General features: G+C 72.6%; 15 protein-coding genes. 3 read left to right on the top strand and 12 right to left on the bottom strand.

Features of this window, described 5'->3' with window-relative positions; translation table 11 throughout:
• Position 1: 1 nt before the first annotated feature.
• The 3 genes from ACFC8N_RS18990 to ACFC8N_RS18980 form a co-directional block, all read right to left on the bottom strand.
• Positions 2-682, bottom strand: a complete 681-nt coding sequence (locus ACFC8N_RS18990) for an AIM24 family protein (protein ID WP_356028999.1) — start codon at positions 680-682, stop codon at positions 2-4.
• Positions 683-693: 11 nt separating this feature from the next.
• Positions 694-2,445, bottom strand: coding sequence for a TerD family protein (locus ACFC8N_RS18985; RefSeq protein ID WP_376288848.1), 1,752 nt, complete (start codon positions 2,443-2,445; stop codon positions 694-696).
• A gap of 129 nt (positions 2,446-2,574) precedes the next feature.
• Positions 2,575-3,171 carry a M48 family metallopeptidase gene (locus tag ACFC8N_RS18980; protein ID WP_356029002.1) on the bottom strand — a complete coding sequence of 199 codons (597 nt, stop codon included), beginning with the start codon at positions 3,169-3,171 and terminating at the stop codon, positions 2,575-2,577.
• Positions 3,172-3,539: 368 nt separating this feature from the next.
• On the opposite strand from ACFC8N_RS18980, the gene ACFC8N_RS18975 reads away from it, so the two are divergent.
• Together ACFC8N_RS18975 and ACFC8N_RS18970 are read left to right on the top strand one after the other, a co-directional pair.
• The gene (locus ACFC8N_RS18975; RefSeq protein WP_376288847.1) at positions 3,540-4,766 is read left to right on the top strand and encodes a TOMM precursor leader peptide-binding protein; all 1,227 of its coding nucleotides are present in this window, start codon (positions 3,540-3,542) and stop codon (positions 4,764-4,766) included.
• Positions 4,759-6,141 carry an AarF/ABC1/UbiB kinase family protein gene (locus ACFC8N_RS18970; RefSeq protein ID WP_362818554.1) on the top strand — a complete coding sequence of 461 codons (1,383 nt, stop codon included), beginning with the start codon at positions 4,759-4,761 and terminating at the stop codon, positions 6,139-6,141. Before ACFC8N_RS18975 ends, ACFC8N_RS18970 begins: the two co-directional genes overlap by 8 nt.
• A gap of 88 nt (positions 6,142-6,229) precedes the next feature.
• Here the strand turns inward: ACFC8N_RS18970 and ACFC8N_RS18965 are convergent, their stop codons facing one another.
• From ACFC8N_RS18965 to ACFC8N_RS18945, 5 genes are all read right to left on the bottom strand, one after another.
• Positions 6,230-6,442: a hypothetical protein gene (locus tag ACFC8N_RS18965; protein ID WP_376288846.1), complete on the bottom strand. Its 213-nt coding sequence runs from the start codon at positions 6,440-6,442 to the stop codon at positions 6,230-6,232.
• 138 nt (positions 6,443-6,580) lie between these two features.
• Complete coding sequence (locus ACFC8N_RS18960) at positions 6,581-6,904, bottom strand: hypothetical protein (RefSeq protein WP_071376555.1); 324 nt, start codon at positions 6,902-6,904, stop codon at positions 6,581-6,583.
• Entirely contained in the window at positions 6,901-7,269 is a 369-nt protein-coding gene (locus ACFC8N_RS18955) for a WhiB family transcriptional regulator (protein ID WP_053664703.1), read from the bottom strand. The genes ACFC8N_RS18960 and ACFC8N_RS18955 overlap by 4 nt, the downstream gene beginning before the upstream one ends.
• A 172-nt stretch (positions 7,270-7,441) precedes the next feature.
• Positions 7,442-7,762 carry a hypothetical protein gene (locus tag ACFC8N_RS18950; RefSeq protein ID WP_356029011.1) on the bottom strand — a complete coding sequence of 107 codons (321 nt, stop codon included), beginning with the start codon at positions 7,760-7,762 and terminating at the stop codon, positions 7,442-7,444.
• 163 nt (positions 7,763-7,925) lie between these two features.
• Positions 7,926-10,121 (bottom strand): ATP-dependent DNA helicase UvrD2, encoded by a 2,196-nt coding sequence (locus ACFC8N_RS18945; RefSeq protein WP_376288845.1) that lies wholly within the window; start codon positions 10,119-10,121, stop codon positions 7,926-7,928.
• Positions 10,122-10,324: 203 nt separating this feature from the next.
• On the opposite strand from ACFC8N_RS18945, the gene ACFC8N_RS18940 reads away from it, so the two are divergent.
• On the top strand, positions 10,325-10,567 hold the full coding sequence (locus ACFC8N_RS18940; RefSeq protein ID WP_071376557.1) for a mycoredoxin: 243 nt from the start codon (positions 10,325-10,327) through the stop codon (positions 10,565-10,567).
• Between the two features lie 48 nt (positions 10,568-10,615).
• On the opposite strand, the gene ACFC8N_RS18935 is transcribed toward ACFC8N_RS18940, so the two are convergent.
• The 4 genes from ACFC8N_RS18935 to ACFC8N_RS18920 all read right to left on the bottom strand — a co-directional run bounded on the left by ACFC8N_RS18935 (position 10,616) and on the right by ACFC8N_RS18920 (position 17,302).
• On the bottom strand, positions 10,616-11,230 hold the full coding sequence (locus ACFC8N_RS18935; protein WP_356029015.1) for a class I SAM-dependent methyltransferase: 615 nt from the start codon (positions 11,228-11,230) through the stop codon (positions 10,616-10,618).
• Positions 11,231-11,242: 12 nt separating this feature from the next.
• Positions 11,243-12,187: an NAD(+) diphosphatase gene (nudC, locus tag ACFC8N_RS18930; protein WP_356029017.1), complete on the bottom strand. Its 945-nt coding sequence runs from the start codon at positions 12,185-12,187 to the stop codon at positions 11,243-11,245.
• Between the two features lie 67 nt (positions 12,188-12,254).
• Positions 12,255-13,658 carry a dipeptidase gene (locus ACFC8N_RS18925; RefSeq protein WP_376288844.1) on the bottom strand — a complete coding sequence of 468 codons (1,404 nt, stop codon included), beginning with the start codon at positions 13,656-13,658 and terminating at the stop codon, positions 12,255-12,257.
• 47 nt (positions 13,659-13,705) lie between these two features.
• Positions 13,706-17,302 carry a UvrD-helicase domain-containing protein gene (locus ACFC8N_RS18920; protein ID WP_376288843.1) on the bottom strand — a complete coding sequence of 1,199 codons (3,597 nt, stop codon included), beginning with the start codon at positions 17,300-17,302 and terminating at the stop codon, positions 13,706-13,708.
• Between the last annotated feature and the right edge of the window lie 104 nt (positions 17,303-17,406).

Here is a 17,406-nt window from a genome sequence, read left to right as displayed (position 1 = left end):
CTCAGCCCCGGATCCGGAGGCGGTCGGTACTGTCCTCGCTGGGCTGGACGACGACGATGCCCTGGCCGGAGAAGGCCATCTGGTAGGCCTCGCCGCTGCCCCGGCCGATCAGCGACTGCGCCTTGAAGCTGCGCTTGCCCTTCACCTTCAGGTTCGGCGACCAGGCCACGAGCGCGTCGGGGTCGACGTACGTCTCGTCCTCGCCGCCGCCGCAGTCGACGACGATGGGCGTGCCCCGGGAGGTCAGCGCGACCCAGCCCTGCCCGGAGATCTTCGTGTTCCACAGCCCCTGGCCGGCGAACTTGGCCAGCCCCTTGACCCGTTCCACACCCCAGCTCAGGTGGGCGTCGAAGGCGAGGAGATTGGTGGCGTTGACGGAGATGCCGTCGCCATTGAGGTTGATGACGACGACGTTCGCGCCGTAGTCGGCGAGGTAGAGCAGTCCGTCGCCGGTGCACTTCATCAAGGGCGCGCCCTCGCCGGTGATCCAGTCGCGGGCGATCTGGCGGACGGCCGGCGGGTTCGGCTCGTACTGGACGAAGCCTTCGTAGGCGACCATCGACCCCACGCGCGCGAGGAGGTCGTTTCCGGTCTGCATGGCGACCTTAAGCATGTGATGGCCGTGGTTCTCCATGCGGGCGGTGACGGGTGCGGGGGCGTAGCCCGCGAGCGGCTGGTTCATGACGGGCTCCCTCAGACCTCGTACGGCTGGACGACGATGAAGTTGCCGGGCGCGCCCCGGAACTGGAGGTTGACGCTCTCTCCCGTGTCGCCCGGGTAGGCGTTGCGGCGCAGGCGGACCTGGCTGGAGACGATCACCTGCGAGGCGGCCGACCAGGCGACGACGGCGTTGCAGTCGGCGAAGGTCGTCGGCGTGACGGGCAGCACGACGGGCGTGCCGTGCGTCTTGACGACGAGCGTCCCGGTGCCCTGGAACTGCATGGTGAACAGCGCGCCGCCGGGGATGCCGTGGCCCTCGATGCGGCGGACCTCGTAACTCAGGGTCTCGTCGAAGGCGAGGACGTTCTCGGCGGACACGCAGATCGCGTCGCCCTGGAGCTCGACGGGGTGCAGCTGGGTGGCGTTCTCGGCGAGGAACACCTGGCCCTGGCCGGTGCAGCGCATCAGCTGCATCTCCTGGCCGGTGGCATGGCCGACGATCCGCCCGGCGAATCCGGCGCCCTTGTAGCTGAAGTCGACCTTGCCCTGGTAGAGCACCATGCTGCCCTGCCGGGCCAGCACGGGCTGTCCGCCCATGCCGAGGTCGACGCGGACGAGCTTCTTGTTCTGGAGCGTCCAGCGCTGCCCGGTGGGCGTCTCCTTGAACGTCTGGAGCGCTGCCGAGACACCGACACCGCCCTGCGGGGCGCCCTGCGGCACCCCGAAACCGGCGGGCTGCAGGCCGGGAACCTGTCCGTAGGGCTGCCGGCCGTAACCGGGGGGCACTTGGGCGGCCGGCGGGGCACCGTAGGGGGGCGGCTGCTGGCCGTATCCCGGGGGCATCGGCGCGCCGGGCTGACCGCCGTACGACGGCTGCTGCGGCGGCTGGCCGTAGGGCGCGGGGGCCGGGGCGGGCGGCGGGACCGTGCCGGCGGCGGGTGGGCTCAGGGGGGCGATGACCGTCGGCGCACCGTGCACGTTCGGCACGGGTGCGGGGCCCGGGGCCGGGGTGTGGCCGGGCTGCGGGGCGAAGCCCTGCGGGGGCGTGCTTCCGGCGGGCGGGGCGTACCCCTGCGGCGGGGTGCTTCCGGCCGGCGGGGCGAAGCCCTGGGCGGCGGGCTGCGGCGCGGGGGCCGGAGCGGGCGCCGGAGCCGGCGCCTGGGCAGGGGCGGGCGCGGGGGCGGCGAAGGCGGGCGGGGCGAAGCCGGGGGCGGCGCCGGTCTGCGGCTGCTGCTGGGGGGCGGCGGGCGCCTCGTCCTCCAGCACCTCGCCGCCGAAGTTCTTCAGCAGCGCCTCCAGTCCGCCGTCGAAACCCTGCCCGACGGCGGCGAACCGCCACACGTCCTTGAGGTAGACGTCACCGAGCATCACGGCCCGCTCGGTGGAGAACTCCGCGCCGTTGAACGAGTACCGCGCGACCTCCTCGCCGCCCGCCACGATGCGCAGGTAGCCGGGGGCGACCTGGGACATCTGCCCGGCACCGTCGATGGTCGCCGTGAAGGACAGCTTGCGGATGTGCGACGGGATCCGGTCCAGGGTGACCCGGAACGACTCCGTGTCGCCCGCCTGGGCCCCCAGCAACTGGAGGGATTCCTCCGGGGACTTCGGCTGGTTGAAGAAGATGAAGTACCGGTCGTCCGAGAGTCGCTCGTCGCCGTCCAGGCCGAAGCAGCTGATGTCGAAGTTCAGTCCGGGCGCGGAGATCTGCACGCCTACGTACAGGTCCGTGCCCGCCGTGAGATCACTGATCCTGGCCTTGTGGCCGCGTTGGAATTCCCTGGCCATGCGCTACGACCGTCCCCCATCCCGAATGTGAGTGCGTCGCGCCAGGCTAACGGCAAAGTCCGACAACGCACGCAGCCGGTACAGAGCCGGTACACAACCGCACCCGGGGGCGCACGAACGGCGTCGGGCTCACTCCCCGCGCGCGCCGGGGACGTGCGGCAGCCGTTCGGCGGCCACGACACCTTCGAGATAGCCGCGGGCCCGCTCGGTGCGCGGATAGGCTTCCAAGAGCCGCCAGAAGTCCGGCCCGTGACCGGGCACCAGCAGATGCGCCAGCTCGTGGCAGAGGACGTAGTCGATGACGTAGTCGGGCATCCCCTGGAGGCGGTGCGAGAGCCGGATGCTGCCCTCGGCCGGAGTGCACGAACCCCAGCGCGTGTTCTGGTTGGTGACCCAGCGCACGGAGGCGGGACGCGCGCGGCCGTCGAAGTACTGCGCCGACAGCCGCTCGGCGCGCTCGGCCAGCTCGGCGTCGCCGAGGACGCGTTTGCTCTCCTGGGCGGCGAGTTTGTCGAGCATGACGGTGACCCAGCGCTGCTCCTCCGCCTTCGACATCCGGGCGGGGATCAGCACGACGGTGCGATCGCCCTCGCGGTACGCGGAGACGGTCCGGCGGCGCCGGCTACTTCTGCGGACCTCGATCGCGCTCGCCCCCGAGCCGCTGGGCGGCTGGCTCGTCATGCTGCGCTGTGGCGTTCCGGCGCGGTGCAGTGGGTCGGCGGGCACGCCCCGACGTTACCCGGTGGGCCCGGGCAAAGTCCCGGCTCCGGGACGGTTCGATGCCGATCCCCCACCAAGCGTGGGATTCCTATGATTCCTACGACTGATCCGCACATCCGGTTTGCACGGCTCCACTCGACCGGTACACACAGCCTCGGTCGCCCCGTTTCACCCGCTATATGCGCCCCGCTTACCCGCTTCATCCCGTCGACTTATACGACAAATACCCCTGCCCTGTGGATAACTCCCGACGCCGGGCCGGCAGGCGCGGCATGCTGGCAGACGTCGGCGGGGCATGACCGGCTCCACCGGCGTCATGGGCCTTCCCGGGTTCCCCGGAAGGCCGGGGATGCTTCCACGGACGGGGGTCAGTCATGCATCCGGTGATGAAGCCCGCGCTGCGGCGCGGCTGGCGCGATCGCGACACCGTGCAGTTCGGGATGACCGCGGCGCACGCGCAGACGCTGGGGCCCATGGACCCGGCGACACGCGGCTTCCTCGATCTGCTCAACGGCGCCCGCGGGCTGCCCCTGCTGCGCGAGGAGGGCCGCCGCATACAGCTGTCGGCCGGCCGGGTCGACACCCTGCTGGAACGGCTCACGCACGCGGGCCTCGTCGACGACGCGCGCGGCGGCGGACCGGCCGCGGACGCCCTGCGCGAGCGTGACGACGTCCTGCAACGGCTGCGCCCCGACCTCACCTCACTCTCTTTGACCACGGCCGAACCGGGCGGCGCGCTCGCCCGGCTCGCCGCCCGCCGCGCCCTCGGCGTACGGGTGGAGGGCGCAGGCCGGGTCGGCGCCCTGCTGGCGTCGGTGCTCTCCGGCGCCGGCGTCGGCGAGGTCGACGTGCGCGACACCGGCCGCGTGGAGCCCTGGGACGTGGCCCCGGGCGGGCTGCCCGCCGACTCGATCGGCGATCGCCGGCAAGCGGCCGCGCAAGCCGCCGTCCGCCGCGCGGCACCGGACCGCCCGCGCCGCCACGCCCACTCCCCCGGAACGGCCGCCCAGGACCCCGGACTCTCCCTCGTGATCCTCACCCCCCGGGACGACGTGGGCGTGCACGCACCCGACCCGGTCGCCGCCGAGCCGCTCATGGCCTGCGGAACCCCGCATCTGTACGCCGGTGTCGTGGAGGGCACGGGAGTCGTCGGCCCGCTCGTCCTGCCCGGGGAGACCGGCTGCGCCCGCTGCCTGCACTTCGAGCGCTCCGACCGGGATCCGGCCTGGCCCCGGCTGATCGCCCAGTGGCGCTCCGCACCGGCCCGCCGGATCGGGGCCTGCGATCTGACACTGGCCACGGCGGTCGCCGGACTGGCCGCGGCACACGCGCTGGCCTTCCTCGACGGACACCCGCCCGCCTCCGCCGGCGCCCGCTGGGAGGTGTCGCTGCCCGGCCTGCACTGGTCCGCGCGGCCCGTCCGCCCGCATCCGGCATGCGGCTGCGCCGCCGCGGAGAAGGGTACGGAGAAAACCAGGGGGGAGCACTCCTCAACCGAAGGGAAGCCGCGCGCGACAATGGCGGTGCAACGGCTGTCGACGGAGCGACGACGCGAAGCGGGCGCGGCGCGGCCGACTGGGACTTGGAGGGCGCATGTCTGATCTTCCCCGGAAGGCGGTCACCAGAACCGCCAAGCTCGCCGCGCTCCCGCTCGGCTTCGCCGGCCGGGCGACCTGGGGGCTGGGCAAACGGATCGTGGGCGAGTCCGCGGAGATCGTCGGCAGGGAGCTGCAACAGCGCACGGCGGAGCAGCTGTTCAAGGTGCTCGGCGAGCTGAAGGGCGGCGCGATGAAGTTCGGTCAGGCCCTGTCCGTCTTCGAGTCCGCGCTGCCGGAGGAGGTCGCCGGCCCCTACCGCGCGGCCCTGACCAAGCTCCAGGAGGCGGCCCCGCCGATGCCGACCCGCACGGTGCACGCCGTGCTGGAGGAGCGGCTGGGCCCGGACTGGCGGGAACTGTTCGAGGAGTTCGAGGACAAGCCGGCCGCCGCGGCCTCCATCGGTCAGGTGCACCGGGCGGTGTGGCACGACGGCCGCGAGGTGGCCGTCAAGGTCCAGTACCCCGGCGCCGGCGAGGCCCTGGTCTCCGACCTGGGCCAACTGAGCCGCTTCGCCCGCCTGTTGGGCCCTCTCATCCCCGGCATGGACATCAAACCGCTCATCGCGGAGCTGAAGGACCGTGTCTCCGAGGAACTGGACTACGCGTTGGAGGCCCAGGCCCAGGCCGTGCACGCGGAGGAGTTCGCCGACGACCCGGACGTGGTGGTCCCGGCGGTGGTGCACCAGTGCGAACAGGTCCTGGTCACGGAGTGGATCGACGGGATCCCCCTGTCGGAGATCATCACGGACGGCACCGAGCAGCAGCGCGACCGGGCCGGGCAGCTCCTGGCCCGCTTCCTGTTCTCGGGCCCGGCCCGCACCGGCCTGCTGCACGCGGACCCGCATCCGGGCAACTTCCGTCTGCTGCCCGGCGGCCCCAGCGGCGAGGACGACTGGCGCCTCGGCGTCCTCGACTTCGGCACGGTCGACCGGCTGCCCGGCGGCCTGCCCACACCGATCGGCGTCTCGCTCCGGCTGACCCTGGACGGCGACGCCGAGACGGTCTACGAACTCCTCTGCGAGGAAGGCTTCGTGAAGGAGTCCATAGAGCTGGACCCCGACGCCGTGCTCGACTACCTGCTGCCGATCATCGAACCCGCCCGCGTCGATTCCTTCACGTTCACCCGCACCTGGATGCGCAGCCAGGCCGCCCGCATCGCCGACCCCCGCTCCCCGGCCTACCAACTGGGCAAGCGCCTCAACCTGCCGCCGTCCTACCTGCTGATCCACCGGGTGACCCTGAGCACCATCGGCGTCCTGTGCCAGCTGGGCGCGACAGTACGGCTGCGCGAGGAACTGGAGGAATGGCTGCCGGGGTTCGTCGAGGAGGACGTGCCGGACGAGGACCTGCCCGAGGAGGAACCGGCGGCGGAGGCCTGATCCGGCATGCGCTGAAGACGGGGGACGGGGGAGAGGGGAGGGTGGGGGGAGGGGAGGGGAGGGGAGGGGAGGGCCCCAAGGGAGAGGCTCACCACCAGGAGGAATCCAGCCGCCCCTCGATCGCTCTGAGGTTCTCCCGGGAGCAGGCGTCGCAGAAGTACCGGCGGGTACCGCTCTCCACGGAGCAGGTCCAGGTGGCCGGCGGGGGGCCGTCGGCCGGGGCGCCGCAGCGGGCGCACACGAGCACGCGGTACTCCGGAGTGGAGCCGCCCTGATCACCGTCTCCGGGAGGACTCTTCACCTGGTGACGATAACTCCGCACCGGCCGATCGTCGTGCACAACGCACCGCGGGGGCCGGTCCGTTCGGCCGGACCGGCCCCCGCGTGGAAGTCTTCGCCTCCCCGGGCCGGGGAGGCCACCGCTTCTCAGGTGTGATCGTTACTGCATGACGGCCATGGCGAGCGCACGGCGGGCGCGGAGCGAGGCACGCTCGGCCCGGCGCTGCATCCGCTGGGCGACCACCAGGCGCAGAGCCCGGCGCTCTCTCCCGGCGTCGTCGAGGCGCTCGTGCATATGCGCACGAGCCAGGGCTTCTTGCATGAGTTGCATCTCACGGTTCCTGTTCTGGCGCGCTTCGGTCGCGCCGGTGGTGGTGAAGTCTGTGGTCGCGGAGCCTGCGGGCTCGCTGGTGGACGGCTTCATCGGGGCCTGCTTCTTGGGGTCGTGCGTGAGGGGGCGATCGATCGTTCCTGCGGTGTTCATGCCGTGACCGGGTTCTTCCGCGGGCGACCACGCGGCCGCTTCCGGGCGACGACGACACCCTGGACGAACAGCTCGCCGCCCCAGACGCCCCAGGGCTCACGCCGCTCCTTGGCGCCGGCGAGGCAGGCCTCGATCAGCGGGCAGGTGCGGCACAGGGACTTGGCGTACTCGACGTCTGCCGGCGACTCGGCGAAGAAGACCTCCGGGTCGTAGGAGCGGCAGGGAACGGGTACGCCGAGGTTCTCGATGGCGTCGTCGAGCGCGGTGAGCGCGGTGAGGGGGATCAAGGTGGAGTCCTCCGTGAGGCCGGGCGGGGGGATCGTTTGCGAAGGCGGTACGGACGGGGCGTGCGCTTCGAGTTGCACGGTTGGTCTTCCTCGTCTGGTCGTTCCGGCCGGTTGACCGGGTGTCGGCTGGTACCGGGTTCTTTTCTGCCCGAGGCCCCTTCGGCTCCGTTCTCCCGCTTGAGGGAAAACAGAAGGGCCGCGGATCCCGGATGGGGTTCCGCGGCCCTGAAGGCGCCGGCCTGATCGGCGATCAGGCTGGATCACTCCAGGGTTTAGGCCCGCGGGAGGCCCACATCTGGTGGTGCTGCGTCGTCTGCTTCCGGAATCCGGCACCGGCTGCCGCAAAGGCATAGGCATGTGCCTTTGCCGCTACCGCTTCCAGTGCCTTGGTCGGTCGCTCATTGCGCTCGCGGGTGGAAAGACCCTTGAGAGCAAGGGAGGACGCCGGACGGGCGGCACGGATGCCGGACAGACCGGTGCCCTGGTTCGAGGCGCCGAGCATGCACGTGGAGACGGTCGAGCGATCGGTCAGTTTGGCCGTGCTGGTGGTGCTGGTGTTGATGCTGATCACTGGACTCGCCTCCTCTCGGCGTCTTGGGGACTGGGGTGAGCCAGTCCGTTCGGATATGCAAGTACATCACGGAGGCGGGCCTTCGAGAAGGCCGCGGCTTCCGTGCCTAGAACCTATGGGGATTGCCGGGGCATGCGCAAACTATTTTTTCGACGAGTTCGTATCAGTCGTCCCTGTCGCCTTCGTTGATGTCCTGACCTGCGCAGATGGCCAGAACTTCGTCCCCGTAGCTGCGTAGCTTGCGGCTGAGGACGCCGGGGATGCGGGAGAGTTCGGCGGAGTTCTCCGGCCGTGCCTCGGCGATGGCCACGAGGGTGCGGTCGGTGAAGACGCAGAAGTCCGGCTGTCCGCTGCGCTCGGCCTGGACCGTCCGCCACTCGCGGAGGCGTTCGTAGAGGCCCTCGTCCATGTCCGAGGGGCACTCCTCGCAGCGCATCAGCTTCATCTCGCCCGCGTCGGTGAGCGTCCGCCCGCAGACCCGGCAGCGCGCGGGGCTGCGCTGGGCGCGCCGGGGTACGGCGGGGATGTCGCGGCCGGTGCCGCGTTCGACGCCGGCGCCGGTTGCGGTGCCGGCGCGGCCGGCCGTGGGGGTGGTGCCGGGGCGCAGGCCGTCGAGGAAGCGGCTGGCTCTGCGGTTGGGGCGCCCGCCCGGCGAGCGGGACAGGGCCCAGGAGACGTGGAGCCGTTCCCGCGCGCGGGTGACGCCGACGTAGAGGAGCCGACGTTCCTCCTCGATCTGTTCGTCGGTCTTGGCGTAGGTGATGGGCAGCATGCCTTCGGCGACGCCGACCAGGAAGACGACGTCCCATTCCAGCCCCTTGGCGGCGTGCAGGGACGCGAGGGTGACGCCCTGGACGGTGGGGGCGTGCTGGGCGTTCGCCCGCTCGTCCAGTTCGGCCACGAAGTCGGCGAGGGTGGCTTTCGGGTTGCCCGCCGCGAGGTCGTGGGCGAGGTTGACGAGGGCGGCCAGGGACTCCCAGCGCTCTCTGACGGCGCCGGAGCCGGCCGGGGGCTCGCTGGTCCAGCCTTCGCCGGAGAGCACGGCACGCACCTGGGAGGGCAGGTCGACGGCGTCGTCCAGGAGGGAGTCGTTGCCGCCGAAGCGGGCCGCGCCGCGCAGGGCGATGCCGGCCTTGCGGATCTCGGGGCGGTCGAAGAAGCGCTCGGCGCCGCGCAGTTGGTAGGGCACGCCGGCGTCGGCGAGGGCCTGCTCGTAGGTCTCGGACTGGGCGTTCGTACGGAACAGGACGGCGATCTCGGCGGCCGGGACGCCGACGTCGATCAGCTCGCGGATGCGGTGGGCGGCGCCCTCGGCCTCGGCGGGCTCGTCGGTGTATTCGGTGTGGACGGGTTCGGGGCCGGGGGCGCGCTGGGAGACCAGTTCCAGCCGGTGGTCGGCGGCGCGGCCGTGGGCCTGGGCGAGCAGGCCGTTGGCGAGGCGGACGACCTGGGGCGAGGAGCGGTAGTCACGGACCAGCTTCACGACGGTGGCGCCCGGGTGCTTGGTCCGGAAGTCCAGGAGGTGGTCCGGGGTTGCTCCCGTGAACGAGTAGATGGTCTGGCTGGCGTCGCCGACCACGCACAGGTTGTCCCGGTCGCCGAGCCACAGCTCCAGCAGCCGCTGCTGGAGCGGGCTGACGTCCTGGTATTCGTCGACGACGAAGTGCTGGTACTGCGCGCGGACCTGTTCGGCGATGTCGTGCCGGTCCTGGAGGATGGCGACGGTCAGCAGCAGGACGTCTTCGAAGTCGATCACCGCGCGGTCGCGTTTGAGGTTCTCGTAGGCCGCGTAGAGGTGTGCGATCTCGGCGGGCGCGCGGGGGGCCTCGCGGCCGGCCTTCGCGGCCGCGTACGGGTAGTCGGCGGGGACGGTCTGGGTGACCTTGGACCATTCGATCTCGGCGGTCACGTCGCGCAGTTCGCCGCGGTCGAGCCGGGTGCCGCAGGCGGCGGCCGCGTCGGCGACGAGTTGGATCTTGCGGTCGACCAGCCGGGGCATGCCGCCACCGATCGCTTTCGGCCAGAAGTACTGGAGCTGGCGCAGCGCTGCGGAGTGGAAGGTGCGGGCCTGGACGCCGTGGGCGCCGAGCTGGCGCAGCCGGCCGCGCATCTCACCGGCGGCGCGGTTGGTGAAGGTGACGGCGAGCACGGTGGAGGGTTGCAGGATGCCGGCGCGCACCCCGTAGGCGATGCGGTGGGTGATCGCCCGGGTTTTGCCCGTGCCCGCTCCGGCCAGGACGCACACCGGGCCGCGCAGGGCGGTGGCCACCGCGCGCTGCTCGGGGTCGAGCCCTTCGAGCACCGCGTCGGCAGAGTCCGGTACCTGCGGGAAGAGGGGGGAGTGCGTTGCTGCTGTCACACCGCAATGCTGCCAGGTCGCCCGGGGCTGCCGTGGCGGTTGTCCACAGGCGGGCACCCTTTGTTGTACTAATGCGGCAGGCGTCACAGCGGCCTGTGGACAACCGGGTGAGATGGGGCATACCCCGGGCGGGAATGGCGGGCCTTTCCCGTACGTTCTCCAGCGGACGACGTTTTCCGAGCTGCCTGAGGAGCGCGAGAGACATGCAGGGCACTGTGACGATGTACAGCACGACTTGGTGCGGCTACTGCCAGCGGCTGAAGAAGCAGCTGGAGCGGGAGGGCATCGCCTACACCGAGATCAACATCGAGCAGGACCCGGAGTCCGCGGCGTTCGTGGAGAAGGCGAACGGCGGCAACCAGACGGTCCCGACCGTGCTCTTCGGCGACGGCAGCACGCTGACGAACCCGTCGCTGGCCCAGGTGAAGCAGAAGATCGGCGCGTGAGGTTCCGCGGGTTCTCCGCGGTGACCACGGCAGGGCGGCCTCTGAGAGTCAGGGGCCGCCCTGCCGCGTCTTGTCCCAGACCGCGATGTAGCGCCACAGCAGCCGGCGCCGGTAGCGGCAGCCGGGCAGCAGGCGGCGGGCGGCCGCGCGGACCTCGCTCCAGTGCATGGGCGGGTCTTCCATGGGCATCGCCGCCGGGCTGCGCTTGCCGCCGTGCACGCGCGCGTGGGCGAGGCTGGCAGGCAGTCCGCAGGCGCTGATCGCCCGGTCGAGCGGGGTCTCGTTGCGGGCCAGCCCGACGACGACGAGTCGGCCGCCGGGCGCGACCAGCCGGGTCAGGGCACCGATGGCGTCGTCGAACCGGGTGTGGTGCACGACCGCGACCGCGCTGACGAACGCGTAGGCGCCCTGGGGCAGCGCGGCGCTGTCCAGGTAGTCGGCCTGTACGAAGGTGACGTTCCCGGGCTGTCGGGCGCGGGCCTGCCGGATCATCTCCGGCGAGCGGTCCACGCCTGTCACCGTCCGGGCGCGGGTGGCGAGCTTGCGCGCCAGGAGGCCGTCTCCGCAGCCCACGTCCAGGGCCGTGCGGCAGCCGTCGGGGACGGCTGCCAGCACGGCCCGGTGGTAGTGGACGTTGTGGTTCCAGTACGGATCGCCGGCCACCGGGAGGCGGCCTCAGACGAAGCTGCGGGTCGGCAGTGGCTTGCCGTACCACATCTCGATGAGGCGGGCCGCGATGGAGATGCCGTAGGGCGGCATGACCTCGCCGGACTCGAAGGCGTCGTGCAGCTCCTCGCGGGAGAACCAGCGGGCCTCGTGGATCTCGTCCCCGTCGACGTCGATGTCGATGGACGTGGCGTGGGCCATGAAGCCGAGCATCAGGCTGGAGGGGAAGGGCCAGGGCTGGCTGGCCACGTACTCCACGGAGCCGATGGTGACGCCGACTTCCTCGGACACCTCGCGGCGCACCGCCTGCTCGATGGACTCGCCGGGCTCGACGAAGCCGGCGAGTGTGGAGAATCGGCCCTCGGGCCAGTGGACCTGGCGGCCGAGCAGGATGCGGTCGTCCGCGTCGGTCACGGCCATGATCACGGCCGGGTCGGTGCGCGGGTAGTGCTCGGCGCCGCAGGCCTGGCAGCGGCGGATGTGGCCGGCGGCGGCGATCACCGTGCGCTCGCCGCAGCGGGAGCAGAAGCGGTGGGTGCGCTGCCAGTTCTCCAGGCCGACGGCGTGCACCATGAGTCCGGCGTCGCGCGGCGACAGGAGCAGGCCGGCCTCGCGCAGGCCGGCGGGGCGTGCCGACTGGTCGATGCGGCCGGGCAGGGCGTCCTTCTGGAGTGCGAAGTAGCTGACGCCGTCCTCGTCGATGCCGAGGAAGTAGCGGTGGGCCTCGGTGAGCGGGGCCTCGAAGGACGGTGTCATGACGAGTTCGGTCCGGCCGTCCGGGGTCTCGTCGATGAGCACCTGGCCGCCGGAGACCACGAAGCAACGGGTCGTGGGGTGGCTCCACGCCGCCGCGAGCCAGGCTTCGTCGAGCCGGTGGTGGGCGGCGCGGTCGATGCCGCTCGGGGCGGTCAGCGAGATGGGTCGGTCGGCTGTGTCGTCGGTCCAGGTGGTCACGGGTGCTTCCAACTCCCCCAGTACAGCGGTTCGTTCGGCGGGCGGTTCGGCGGGACGTACGGTGCGGTCAGGGCGTGGGTCGCCAGTTCTCGGCCAGGTCACCCCACAGGTAGGCGCTGGTCTCGACGCCCTTGAGGAGGAGGTCGAGCTCGACCTTCTCGTCGGGGGCGTGCCAGCCGTCGGAGGGGACGGAGATGCCCAGGAAGAGCACGGGGGCGCCGAGGACTTCCTGGAGGTCGGCGGCGGGCCCGGAGCCGCCCTCGCGCGTGAAGCGGACCGGTGTCTCGAAGGCGCGGCTCATGGCGCGCACCACGGATTGCAGGGCGGGGTGGTCGAGCGGGGTCAGGCACGGGCGCGTGGCCGAGCCGAAGTCGATCTCCCAGCGGATTCCGGCGGGCACCTGCTCGGCTGCCCAGGAGTGCACGGCCTTCTCGATGTGCTCGGGCTCCTGGCCCGCGACCATCCGGAACGACAGCTTCACCATGGCCGCGGACGGGATGATCGTCTTGCTGCCCGGGCCCTGGTAGCCACCGCCGATGCCGTTGACCTCGGCCGTCGGGCGGGCCCAGATCCGCTCCAGGGTGGTGTGCCCGGCCTCGCCGTGGGTGGCGCGGGACCTGGCGGTGTGCAGCCAGCGCTCCTCGTCGAAGGGCAGCAGGGCGAACAGCTCGCGCTCGCGGTCGGTCAGCTCGACGACGCCGTCGTAGAAGCCGGGGATCGCCACGCGTGCGTGCTCGTCGTGCAGCGCGGCGACCAGGCGCGCGAGCGCGGTCGCCGGGTTGGGTACGGCGCCGCCGAAGGAGCCGGAGTGGATGTCCTGGTCGGGGCCGTACAGGCGGATCTCGCACTCGGCGAGGCCGCGCATGCCCGTGCACACGGTCGGGGTGTCCTCGGACCACATGCCGGTGTCGGAGACGATCACGGCGTCGGCGGTGAGCCGCCCGGCGCGCTGTTCCACCAGGGCTCGGAAGTGCGGGGAGCCGGACTCCTCCTCGCCCTCGATGAGCAGCTTCAGGTTGACCGCGGGGGCGGTGCGGCCGGTGGCGGCGAGGTGGGCGCGGACGCCGAGTGTGTGGAAGAACACCTGGCCCTTGTCGTCGGCGGCACCGCGCGCGTAGAGCCGGTTTCCGCGGACGACCGGTTCGAAGGGGTCGCTGTCCCAGCCGTCCTCGCGGGCGGCGGGCTGCACGTCGTGGTGGCCGTAGACGAGCACGGTGGGGGCCTCGGGGTCGCCCGAGGGCCACTCGGCGAAGACGGCCGGGGCGCCGGGGGTCGGCCAGACCTCGACGGTCGGGAAGCCGGTCTCCCCGAGTTTCGCGGCGAGCCAGTCGGCGCTGCGCCGTACATCGGGCGCGTGGTGGGGCTGGGCCGACACGGAGGGGATGCGCAGCCATGCGGCGAGGTCGTCGAGGAAGGCGGCGCGGTGTTGCTCGATGTACGTGCGGACGGCGCTGTCCGGGGTCTGGCTCATGCTCACGAGCCTATCGGCCCGCACCGACATCCTCGGCGGGCGGTTCGTCACACTCGATCCGGCTCCCGGTCCGCCTCCCCCGCGGCCGTGCGGCCTGCTTCCTGGTCGCCCGTGAGCAGCCGCTCCAGCGCGGCCCGGTCCGGCAGGCCCGCGGGGCGTACGACCTCGCCGCTGCGCACGTACAGGAAGGCGGCCGTGACCGACTCGGGCGGCACGCCCTGCTGCTCGGCCCAGGCCAGCCGGTACACGGCGAGCTGGAGCGGGTCCGCCGCGCGGGTGCGGCTGGTCTTCCAGTCGACGATCTCGTACGTCGCCTCGTCGCCGTCGCCGTTCTTGTAGACGGCGTCGATCCGGCCGCGTACGACGCGGCCGGCCAGGGTGAACTGGAAGGGGGCCTCGACGCGGTACGGGGTGCGCCGGGCGTAGGCGCTGCGTTCGAAAGCCTCCTTCAGGGCCTGGAGGTCCTGTTCGTCGGCGATCTCGGCGTCGCTGCCGGGCAGCTCGTCCGGTTCGAGCAGGGGCAGTGTCAGCTCTTCGAAGCGGGCCTCCACCCAGGCGTGGAACCGGGTGCCCCGGCGCGCGGCCGGTTGCGGGGGGCGCGGCATGGGGCGCGCGAGCTCCTGCGCGAGCCCGTCGGGGTCCTCGGCCAGGAGCATCAGCTGGGACGCGGTCAGTGTGACGGGCAGGGGGACGTCCGTGACGGTCCTGCGGGCGCGCAGCAGCTCGCCGGTGAGCGCGTCCAGGTCACGGTCCCAGGAGGCGACGGCGCGGGCCTCCTCCGGGGTGAGGCGCGGGTGCGGCTCGGCGGGGCGGGGGTGGTGCGGCGGGGCGGGTGCCTGGTGGGGGACGGCGGGCCGGGCGGTGTCCCGGGTGCCCGGGCCGGCAGGGTCGTCCGCGCCCTCCAGGGGTGCGGAATCCGGTGGGACGTCCGTGTCGTACGGCGGCTCCTCGTCGCCGAAGGGGTCCGCCTCGTAGTCGCCGAAGGGGGTCTCGTCGTAGTCGTGGGGGAGGTCCGCCTCGTGCTCGTCGTACGGCTCGTCCGCGTAGGGGTCCCCGTCCGGGGGCGTGGGCCACTGCGGGTCGTCGAAGGCGGCGGGGTCGTGGGCGGCCGACGGGCGGCCGGTGTCCCGGACGGTGAGGGCGTCCAGGTGGGCGAGGACGGTCTCGGCGGCCGCGCGGCGGCGGGTCAGGGCGGCGTCGTCCAGCGGGAGCGGCCATGCCTGGTCGGCACTCGCCGCGTGTAGGGCCGGGTTCTGCTCGTCCTCGGCGGGCTCGTCCGCCCACTGCTCGATCTCGCCGTGTCCGGCCGCGCAGTGGTCGTACAGGGCCTGGAGGAAGCCGGACGGGCCGCGCGGCTTCTTCTGGCTGGGGCCCCACCAGTGGCCGGAGCCGAGCAGGAGGGAGCGGGGGCGGGTGAAGGTGACGTAGCCGAGGCGGAGCTCCTCGGTGTGCTGGTGGTCCTTCATGGCCTCGTGGAAGGCCTTCATGCCGCGCGAGTCCCAGCTGTCCGCGTCGGGCAGGGTGTCGGCGTCGCCGCGCAGGGCGTGCGGCACCACCTTGGCCTGCGCCGTCCACTTCTCGCGGCCCTGGGCGCTCGGGAACGTGCCCTCGACCAGTCCCGGGACGGCCACGACGTCCCACTCCAGGCCCTTGGATTTGTGGGCGGTGAGCACCTTGACGGTGTTCTCGCCGCCGGGCAGGGCGTTGTCGAGGCCTTTCTCGTACTGCGCGGCGGTGCGCAGGAAGCCGAGGAAGGCGAGCAGGGTCGCCTCGCCGTCGCTGGCCGCGAAGGAGGCGGCGATGTCGAGGAAGTTGGACAGGGTCTCGCGGCGGCGGGCGGCCAGGGCGTGCGGTGACGCCGACAGCTCCACCTCCAGGCCGGTGACGGCAAGGACGCGGTGCAGGACGTCCATCAGCGGGTCGGACAGGGAGCGGCGCAGGTCGCGCAGCTCGGCCGCGAGGCGGGCGAAGCGCACGCGCGCGTCCGCGGAGAACGGCAGCGCGTCGTCGGGGCCGTCGTCGAAGGCGCCCTCCGCCGGCGTCTCCAGGAAGGTGTCGAGGGCGTCGGCGAGCGATATCACCTCGGACGGGTCGACCCCCTCGACGGCCGCGGCGAGCCGGCGGTCCGGGTCGTCGGTGTCGCCGACGCGCGCGTGGGCGACCAGCAGCCGGGCGCGTCGGCCCAGCAGGGCGAGGTCGCGGGGGCCGATGCGCCAGCGCGGGCCGGTCAGCAGGCGCACCAGGGAGGCGTTGGCGCCGGGGTCCTGGAGCACCTCGCAGACGGCGACGAGGTCGGCGACCTCGGGCAGGTGCAGCAGTCCGGACAGGCCGACGACCTCGACGGGGATGTCGCGGGCCACGAGCGCGCCCTGGATCTCGGCGAAGTCGGTCGCCGTACGGCACAGGACGGCGATCTCGCCGGGAGCGGTGTCCGTGCGCACGAGGTGGGCGATCGAGTCGGCGAGCCAGTCGATCTCCTCGGCATGGGTGCGCAGCAGGGCGCAGCGGACCGTGCCGTCGCGCTCCGCGCCGGGGGCGGGGCGCAGGGCCTCCACACCCGCGTGCATGGCGCGCAGGGGCTCGGCGAGGCCGTTGGCGAGGTCGAGGAGGCGGCCGCCGCTGCGGCGGTTCTCGCTGAGCGCCTGCCGGGTCGCGGGGCGGCCGTCGGCCCGGGCGAAGTGCGCGGGGAAGTCGTCGAGGTTGGCGACGGAGGCGCCGCGCCAGCCGTAGATGGCCTGGCAGGGGTCGCCGACCGCGGTGACCGGGTGACCGGTGCCGCCGCCGAACAGGCCCGCCAGCAGGACGCGCTGGGCCACGGAGGTGTCCTGGTACTCGTCCAGGAGCACCACGCGGAACTCCTCGCGCAGGAGGCGGCCCACCTCGGGCACGCGCGCGAGGCGGGCCGACAGGGCGATCTGGTCGCCGAAGTCGAGCAGGTCGCGTGCGCGTTTGGCGGCCCGGTAGCGCTGCACGAGGTCGGCGAGTTCCCGGCGGGCGGCGGCGGTCTCGGGGACCTTGCGCAGGTCGGCGTTGGTGAGCTTGGCGCTGCGCAGGGTGTGGAGCAGGCCGGCGTCCCAGGCGCGCAGTTCCTCGGGGTCGACGAGGTGTTCGGCGAGTTCGGAGTCGAGGGCGAGCAGGTCGCTGACGAGGTCGGCGAAGGAGCGGGTCAGGGCGGGGTAGGGGCCGGGGGCCTCGCGCAGCACGCGCGCGGCGAGCTGGTAGCGGGTGGCGTCGGCGAGCAGCCGGGAGGCGGGCTCCAGGCCGATGCGCAGGCCGTGGTCGGTCAGCAGCCGGCCGGCGAAGGCGTGGTACGTCGAGATCACCGGCTCGCCCGGCGGGTTGTCCGGATCGATGACGTCGGGGTCGGTGACGCCGGCCCTGACCAGTGCCTTGCGGACGCGTTCGGCCAGCTCGCCGGCGGCCTTGTTGGTGAAGGTCAGGCCGAGGACCTGTTCGGGGGCGACCTGTCCGGTGCCGACCAGCCAGACCACGCGCGCGGCCATCACGGTGGTCTTGCCCGACCCGGCTCCGGCCACGATCACCTGCGGGGCGGGCGGCGCGGTGATGCAGGCCGTCTGCTCCGGGGTGAACGGGATGCCGAGGAGCTCCTTGAGCTGTTCGGGATCGGTGATAGGGGCGGGCATGTCGGAAAAGGCTAGCGGCGCGCACTGACAGTCGAGCGCGGATCAGCCCTGCGGGGCGAAAGAGACGCAGGTCAGCGCAGGTGGTGCCGTCCGTCACTCCCGCC

Origin of the sequence: Streptomyces sp. NPDC055966 (genome assembly GCF_042269865.1) — a bacterium.
Lineage (GTDB): Bacteria > Actinomycetota > Actinomycetes > Streptomycetales > Streptomycetaceae > Streptomyces.
Note: the sequence above shows the minus strand (reverse complement) of the source record. Positions and strands in the feature narration are given on the sequence as shown.